Here is a 7,959-nt window from a genome sequence, read left to right as displayed (position 1 = left end):
GCTACGAACGTAAAGCCGACCACTTCCTCGCTTTCACCAGCATCGCCTGCACACTCATCTGCTACCGCAGACTGACCAAATGAGATGGCTTCTTACCAGCGACGCCGCCACATCTTGGCCGGCTGTCCACCCTCAACAGCGTCGCATCCGTCAGCAACTCCTAGATCGGCACTGTGGTGGGGGCGACTCTGCCGCCCGGACGCGGACACCAAGGACACGGTCAGCGCAGGCGCGTCCATCGAGACCGGCACGAAGCAGACGACTTCGCCACTGACGCGGACGGGATCACAGCGTGGCCCGGACTGCTGCACTGCGGTCGGCCCACACCCATGCGGCCCCGTTGCCGCTGCCGCCGCATGGGGCGCGTGCCTCTTGCGGCGCCTGGGAACTGTCAGCGCCCAGGTGCTCGCCCCATCCCGCCCGCCACTGCTGCCGGAGCGCGTCCGCGTGCGGCGAGGGCGCCTCATCTCTCCACTCGTGATCATCAGCCGCCCCACACCGCCATGTCCGTGATCGAGGGCGCTCACCGCAGCACCCGGTGAACGAAGCGAGGTGCACCGCTCTCTCGTGAGTTCCGTTTCCGCTCGGCCCATAGGAGGTTTCCATGCACAAACTTGCCGATCAAACTCCCGTCATCGGTGCGACTGGAGTTTCCCTGCCGTACGAGGTGCGAGTAAATCCGCATCTTGAGGTCTTGCACGAGGAGTGTGAGATCTGGGCCCGTGACATGGGGATGCTGCGCACAGCCCCCTCCCTGTCCGAGGGGGTCTGGAAACCGGATCGACTGCGCATGATCGCCGTGCCTGAGCTCGCGGCGAAGATTGCCCCCGATGCGGAAGCAGCCGACTTCGTCCTCATCAACCACGCGCTCGTCTGGATATTTGCCTACGACGACTACTTCACATCGGCCTTCAAGAAGCATCATGACAGGAAAGGCGGCTGGGAATATGCTCGTAGGCTCTGCACGTTCATCCAGCCAGATCCCGGGCATCCCATTCCCGAGCCGGCTGACGCAGTGGAGCGAGGGCTGGCCGACCTGTGGCCGCGGCTCGCACAAGGGCGATCCTTCAGCTGGCGTCGAGACTTCTCGCAGGCAATTCACGAATTCCTCACCGGAGCCGCTCTCGAACTGGAGAACATCTGTGATGATCGGGTGCCCGATCTGATCGAGTTCATCGGGCTCAGGCGGCGGACATTTGCTGGCGGGACCGGGGCCTGCTTCGCGGCAATGGCCACAGGTGCAGAAATACCTGAAACTCTTCGCGAAACAGAGGTGGTCACCTCGCTGTTGGACGCCTTCATCGATGTCATGGCTCTGGGGAACGAGGCCGTCTCCTACGACATGGAGATAAATGATGAAGGTGAGATTAACAATCTCATGCTGGTCTTGCGGGACATTTTCGGCGGCGGCCTGGATCAGGCACAAAAGATTGCCACCGGTCTTATCGAGGACCGGGTCCGACACTTCGACCACTTGGTAGAGGTGAAACTGCCGCAACTTGCCGCGGAGGTGCGCCTGTCGCCTTCTGAGATCGAACAGATGAGGGTCTGGGTCCGCGGCGCCCAGAGCTACTTGTCCGGTCTGTACGACTGGTACGACAACACCCCACGCTACGGGGGCAACTTCCACGGCGCCTGAGTGGGCAGCGAATACGAGCGCATCACGGAACGCTCCGCGAACCCTCCCCCACGTGCCGGTGCCCGGCCGAGCTCCGGCCCGAGCAGGGCAGCCCCCAACTCATCTTGCTTCCTGAAAGGGAGATCAACCCATGTCCACTCCCCCGGCCGTCCCCCACCTCCCTCCGCCGGCACGAGGACGCCTCCCTGTGGTCGGGCACGCCCTGCAATTCGTTCGCGGACCGCTGAAGGCTCTTCAGGACCTGCGCGATCAGGGCGACATCGTCGCCCTCCACCTGGGCACGCTGCCGATCTACGTCGTCAACTCGCCGAAACTGCTGCACGACGTCCTCGTCACCGATGCCGGCTCCTACACCAAGGGCCGAATGTACGACAAGACACGACCTGTCGTCGGCAACGGAATCGCCACCTCGGAAGGCGCGTTCCATCATCGGCAGCGGCGCTTGATCACGCCCGCCTTCCACCGCTCCCGTCTGCGCAGCTACAGCGAGGCCATGCGGGAACAGGCCGAATCGGTCATCGCCTCCTGGGAGCCAGGGCAGCGCATCGCCGTCGACCGGGTCATGCACGAGTTGAGCGTGGGAACCACTGTGCGCACGCTGTTCGGCACCGACATCGACAACAGCACGATCGCCGAGATCGACGCGTGCGTGGGCGTCTTCCTCCGGCAGGTCATCGTGCGCACCATGACGCCAAATTTCGTCGAGCGTCTGCCCCTCACCGGCACTCGAAAGTTCGAAGCGGCACGTGAGCGACTCAAGGCCATCGTCGACACCATCATCGACGAGCGTCTTCGCGCGGACGAGGAGCGAGACGACCTGCTGTCACTCCTCATCGCGGCACGCGACGAGGAGACCGATGAGCCGATGAGCCGCCAGCAGATCCACGACGAAGTGATCACCATGATGGTTGCCGGCGCGGACAGCACCGCCTACACGCTCTCCTGGCTCCTTTACGAACTCGGCCGCAACCCCGCCGTCGAGGCCCGCCTGCACGACGAGATCGACACCGTCCTCGGCTCCCGCCCCGTCACCTTCGACGATCTTCCTCAACTCCAGTACACCCAGCGCCTGATCCAGGAAACACTCCGCCTCCACTCCGTCTCCTGGATACAGATGCGCCGCACGATCAACCCCGTCAGGCTCGGCGATACGCGTCTGCCCGCGGGAGCGGAGATCTTGTTCAGCGCGACAACCATGCACCGCGACCCCGATCTCTACCCCGAACCCCTGCGCTTCGACCCGGACCGCTGGCTCGCACCGCCCCCGCGTGAGGCCTTCCAGCCCTTCAGCGCAGGCCCGCGCAAATGCCCAGGTGACCACTTCTCCCTCACTCAGCTGGCGATCAACGTCGCCACGATCGCCGCCAACTGGCGATTGGCCCCCGCCACGCGCAGAAAGGTGAGAGAAGTCCCCGCAGCAGTACTCCGCCCGAACCACCTGCCCATGGTGGTGCGGGCCAGGTCCTGAGACGCCCGAGCACCCCCGGAGACCGAACTCGTCCGTCGCCAGGGCCACGCAGTCCCCGCGCGACCACATTCTGGAGCGATCATGAAGAACTTGCAATCGATCCCCACCGCGCCGAAGGCGCTGCCTCTGGTCGGTCATCTGATGCCCCTGTTGCGGAACCCGACCGCCTTCCTGTCGTCATTGCCCGCTTACGGCGACCTGGTCAAGATCCGTCTAGGCCCATTCCCCCTCGTGGTCGTGTGTGATCCAGTTCTGACCCACCAGGTCCTGCTCGACGACGGCACCTTCGACAAGGGCGGCCCGATGTATGACCGGGCGCGGGAAGTGAGCGGCAACGGCATCGGCACCAGCATGCACGCCGAACACCGGCGGCTACGACGGCTCGTCCAGCCCTCGTTCCATCCGTTTCGGCTTCCCGGCTACGCACAGACCATGACCGGCTATATCGATGAAGCGACCGCTTCATGGCAACCCGGGCAGGTTTTGGACGTGCCAGACGAAATGATGAGCATCACGTCCAAGATTGCGATTGCCACTCTGTTCTCCAACACACTGCCCCGGGACGAACTCGACCGTCTCCTCGATGCCGGCAAGACCCTTTTCGCCGGCTTCTACAAGCGCATGTTCCTGGTTCCGCCACTGGACCGGCTGCCCACCCCGGGCAACCGCGCCTACGCACGCGCCCGCGACAGCCTGCACGTCACATGCGGCCAGATCATCGCCCAGCGCCGTGCCGACGGCACCGACCATGACGACCTGCTGTCCGCTCTGCTTGCGGCCCGCGACGTCGAGACGGACGGGCAGGGCATGACGGATGAGGAGATCATCGACACGATCGTCGCCATCCTTCTGGCCGGGATCGAGACCACCGCCTCCGCTCTTGCCTGGGCGCTGGATCTCCTGGCCCAGCATCCGGAGGTCGAGCGCCGACTGCACGACGAGGTCGACACCGTCTTGAACGGCGCGCCAGCCACCCACGCCGACCTACCGCACCTGCAGTTCACCAACCGGGTCATCACCGAAACGCTTCGGCTGCGTCCACCCGCTTGGTTCTTCACTCGCACAGTCACCACTGACACTCGCTTGGGCGGGCACTTCCTACCCGCCAAAACCAGCGTGGCCTACAGCTCCTACATCATTCACCACCGGTCGGATCTCCACGACCAGCCGGAAGACTTCGACGTCGACCGATGGGATCCCGAGCACCCTCAGCCGCCCCGCAACTCCTTGATCCCGTTCGCTGCTGGGGCCCGCAAATGCCCTGGCGACAACTTCGCCATGGCAGAAGCCACTCTCGCCCTGGCGACCATCACCACCCGCTGGCGTCTGGAACACGCGCCGGGCGCCAAGAGGCGTCCCGCTCTGAGCATCACGCTGAGGCCCCGCAAACTGCCGATGCGTCTACGTCCTCGAGCCATGACCCCGAGCTGACGCCGGTGGGCCGAAGCCGACGCCTGGAGCCGCGGCACGCAAGAGGAGGTGTCGGGGCAGCCCTGGTCGGACCGATCCTCACGCATCCCGCGTTGTCGTTGTTGGCCCATGCTTCGACCGTCGGGGCCCCGTCACGGACGTTGCTGCTGCGGTACCACACCACCCACCGGCGGGACCGGTCGACCTGGGACTGGTCGACCGGATGGAACTCCACCCGGGCTCCGCGCCTCCAGAGGAGCCCCTGGAGACCGATAGAAGCCATCGAGACACATAGAGGCGCGTGATAGTCTAGACCGAACGTTCTCCCTCAATGAATTGCGGCATACCTCATGGCTCGCGCGTCGCCCTGCACTTGGCGAAAGGGCGGACGGCCTCCGGCCGCTGTGTTCGGACGTTTCCCACACGAAGGAGTTTCCCGTGAGCGCCCGTGTTCCCCATACTCGCATCGACACCAGTAAGCCCCATCCCGCACGCGTCTACGACTGGCTGCTGGGCGGGAAGGACAACTACCCCGTGGACCGGGGAGTGGGCCAGGAACTGCCCCAGGAGACACGGGGCAACGCGGCCCGAAACCGGGCGTTCATGCACCGTGCCGTCGCCTGGCTGGCGAAGAGCGGCGTCGACCAGTTCCTCGACATCGGCTCCGGCATCCCCACCGAGCCCAACATGCACCAGATCGTTCAGGCGATCGTACCCACCGCCCGAGTCGTCTACGTGGACAGTGACCCGAGCGTCCTGCCGCACGCGGATGCGTTGTTGACCAGCACGTCGGAGGGATTCACCGACTTCCTCCACGCGGATGCGCGTCAGCCTGCAGCCATCCTGGAACTCGCTGCCGAGAGGCTCGATTTCGAACGCCCCGTCGCGTTGTCGCTGCTGACCATGTTGCACTTCCTGCCCGATGACGAGGACCCGTACAGCGTCGTGCGCACTTTGGTGAACGCACTTCCCTCGGGCAGTTACTTGGTCCTCTCACACGGCACGGTCGACCAGCACCCCGAGTGGGCGGGGAAGATCGAAGCCGCCTACGAAAAGGGCTCGATCCCGCTGCGGTTGCGCAGTCGCAGCGAGGTCGAACCCTTCTTCGAGGGCCTCGAGCTCGTCGCGCCGGGCCTGGTATTCGCCGCCGAGTGGTATCAGGGTGAGCTGGCGCCGACCCCCGAGCGCAGCGGCCTCCACGTCGGCGTCGCCAGGGTTCCCTGACCGGTCCCGGACACGGGTGCCTCCCACCCGGAAGCGTCGCACCCCGACGGAACTTTGGGGTGCCGCCCAGGGCGGTGACGAAGCGGTCGTAGAGGCCGCGCATGCCGACCTCCAGGTTGGGCTGGTAGACCACCCTGAACCGGGCAGTCGGAGACACGGACTGCCACGGAAAACGACCAGGGCCCTCACCGCAAAAGGCTTCGGGCTGTTCCATCGGTGCGGGTGTCCGCCGTCCGTGAGGACGACGACCTCACCGGGCCCCGAGCTCGTGTTCCTGCTCAACGGATCTGCCGCCACTTTCGATTCACCGTGGGGCGTCCGGTGCATTCGGCGACGTCCGGTCCTCGACATCGGCCCGCCCCGCGGCTTCGATGTCACCGACCTCCAGCTCGGCCCGCTCCCTGTCCCCCGCCGTCTGCGGACGGGAAGAGGGCGGCAGGTCCTGCGGCTGACAGCCGAGAGACGCCGAGCCCTGAACGCGCTCGAGCAGGTACACACCGCGCTCGCTCTCTAGGTCAGCTCCGCCGATGCCGGGCGCCTTGCCAGCTCGAGCGCCATGGAAAGCGCGATGACACTGTCGGTCTGGTTCAAGTCGACGTCGAGGGTGTCACTGAGTCGTCGGAGTCGGTAACGCAGCGAGTTGGGGTGCAGGTTGAGGGCAGCGGCGCAACGATCGACGTGTCGGTCCGATTCGAGATATGCCCCAAGCGTGGCAAGGAGATCCAGACCGAACTCGCCGAGCTCCAGCAGCGGATCGACGTATCGTGAGCGGAGATGTCGGGCAAGCGGTTCGATGGTGTCCACCGTCAGCCGCCACCCACATGTCTCGACGGTCGAGACTGCTTCGTCACGATCGGCGGCGAGCAGTCTGCGCGCGATCTGGAGGGAGGCGGGCAGGTCCCCGAGCTGCACCAGATGCCCCACTGCGATGCTCAGTCCTTCGACCGCATGCGGAACGGCATCGACGACGTACCCGGTGACCATTCCGTCGACGACGCCGATGACGCTGCGGACGTTGGCCCTGGAGAGTGCCGTCTCCACCTTCAGTCGCGCCTCGTCGACGTCGCCCTCGCCCTCGGTGACGCGTGCCAGCAGGGCGCGGAAGGGTCCGTGCGCATCGGGCAGCCATTGGTCGAGGTCTGCCCGGGACACCTTCCCGTCGAGGACCGCACGCACGTGATCGTTGCGCAGTCGCGTCTCGCCTATCACGACCTCGACCGCGTAGCGCTGATGGGCCAGCACCGCCTGGGCAACGAACAGGTCGCTCAGTCCCCAGAGCAGACCGGTCCCCTTCATCAGCTCGTCCTGGGCGAGCCCGGCGCCCTTGGCGATGTCGACGAACTGCTCGAACGTCGCACTGATCGAAAGCCGGTAGCCTCGGATGATGTCTTCGATCGGGAGGCCCGCGCGCAGCCGCGCGATGGTGGTGGACTGCGCCTCCGCCATGTCCGCCGGCGCGGGCAGCCGCCCGTACCGGACGGTCGCCGCCGCCCGCTCGACATTCAGCCGATGGGCCGCGCGCAGGGCATCGCACGGAATCTCCCGATACGACACGATCTCGACGAGAGCCGTGTAGGCCCGGTCCCAGATCTGGTCCACGCTGGCATACAGCACCTCGGCGACCTCTTGGACCGTAGCCTTGGGCGGACATGGGGCAGCCATACGTCCGATCCTAGACGCACCCCCGCCGCGGGACCGTGACACCGCGAACCGCCCTGACTGGGCTGGATGGCCATCGTCCTCTCGAGGGCTCACGGGGGTGACGCAGCCATGATCAGCAGCACGTCGGCGACCAGCGCCGGCCGATCGCTGCCCTCACGTTCGACCTCGAACCTGATCGTGCTCCGCGTGCCGTTCCGGCCTTCGGCGGTGTCGGTGAGTATCGCCGTTCCACGCAGGCGGGAGCCGACTGGGACCGGGGCGCAGAAGCGGACCTTGTCGGCACCGTAGTGGACACTCATCGCCAAGCCGTCGACCCGGTATATCTCCTCCGCGAAGGCGGCCAGTAGCGACAGCGTCAGGTATCCGTGCGCGATCGTGGTGCCGAAGGGGCCTTGGGCCGCCCTCTGCGGATCGACGTGGATCCAATGGCGGTCCCCGGTCGCCTCGGCGAACCGGTCGATCTGCTCCTGTGTGACGGTGACCCAACCGCTCGTACCGAGCTCCTTGCCCACGACGGAAGTAAATTCGTCGAGCGTGTCGAACACACGGGTCATGA

Annotated in this window: 6 protein-coding genes; 4 read left to right on the top strand and 2 right to left on the bottom strand. The window is 65.7% G+C overall.

Annotation, left to right across the window (positions count from 1 at the left end):
- Positions 1-604 precede the first annotated feature (604 nt).
- From ACIQFU_RS36025 to ACIQFU_RS36010, 4 genes are all read left to right on the top strand, one after another.
- Entirely contained in the window at positions 605-1,639 is a 1,035-nt protein-coding gene (locus ACIQFU_RS36025; RefSeq protein WP_402557354.1) for a hypothetical protein, read from the top strand.
- 130 nt (positions 1,640-1,769) lie between these two features.
- A complete protein-coding gene (locus ACIQFU_RS36020; RefSeq protein ID WP_402557352.1) occupies positions 1,770-3,107 on the top strand; it encodes a cytochrome P450 in 1,338 nt (445 codons plus the stop codon).
- Positions 3,108-3,188: 81 nt separating this feature from the next.
- The gene (locus ACIQFU_RS36015) at positions 3,189-4,538 is read left to right on the top strand and encodes a cytochrome P450 (protein ID WP_402557351.1); all 1,350 of its coding nucleotides are present in this window, start codon (positions 3,189-3,191) and stop codon (positions 4,536-4,538) included.
- Positions 4,539-4,955: 417 nt separating this feature from the next.
- Positions 4,956-5,741 carry an SAM-dependent methyltransferase gene (locus tag ACIQFU_RS36010; protein ID WP_402557349.1) on the top strand — a complete coding sequence of 262 codons (786 nt, stop codon included), beginning with the start codon at positions 4,956-4,958 and terminating at the stop codon, positions 5,739-5,741.
- A 510-nt stretch (positions 5,742-6,251) separates the two neighbouring features.
- Here the strand turns inward: ACIQFU_RS36010 and ACIQFU_RS36005 are convergent.
- Together ACIQFU_RS36005 and ACIQFU_RS36000 are read right to left on the bottom strand one after the other, a co-directional pair.
- Positions 6,252-7,340, bottom strand: coding sequence for a PucR family transcriptional regulator (locus ACIQFU_RS36005; protein ID WP_402557347.1), 1,089 nt, complete (start codon positions 7,338-7,340; stop codon positions 6,252-6,254).
- A 152-nt stretch (positions 7,341-7,492) separates the two neighbouring features.
- On the bottom strand, positions 7,493-7,957 hold the full coding sequence (locus ACIQFU_RS36000) for a MaoC family dehydratase (protein ID WP_402557346.1): 465 nt from the start codon (positions 7,955-7,957) through the stop codon (positions 7,493-7,495).
- Between the last annotated feature and the right edge of the window lie 2 nt (positions 7,958-7,959).

The organism is Streptomyces sp. NPDC093065 (assembly GCF_044754585.1).
Lineage (GTDB): Bacteria > Actinomycetota > Actinomycetes > Streptomycetales > Streptomycetaceae > Streptomyces.
Note: the sequence above shows the minus strand (reverse complement) of the source record. Positions and strands in the feature narration are given on the sequence as shown.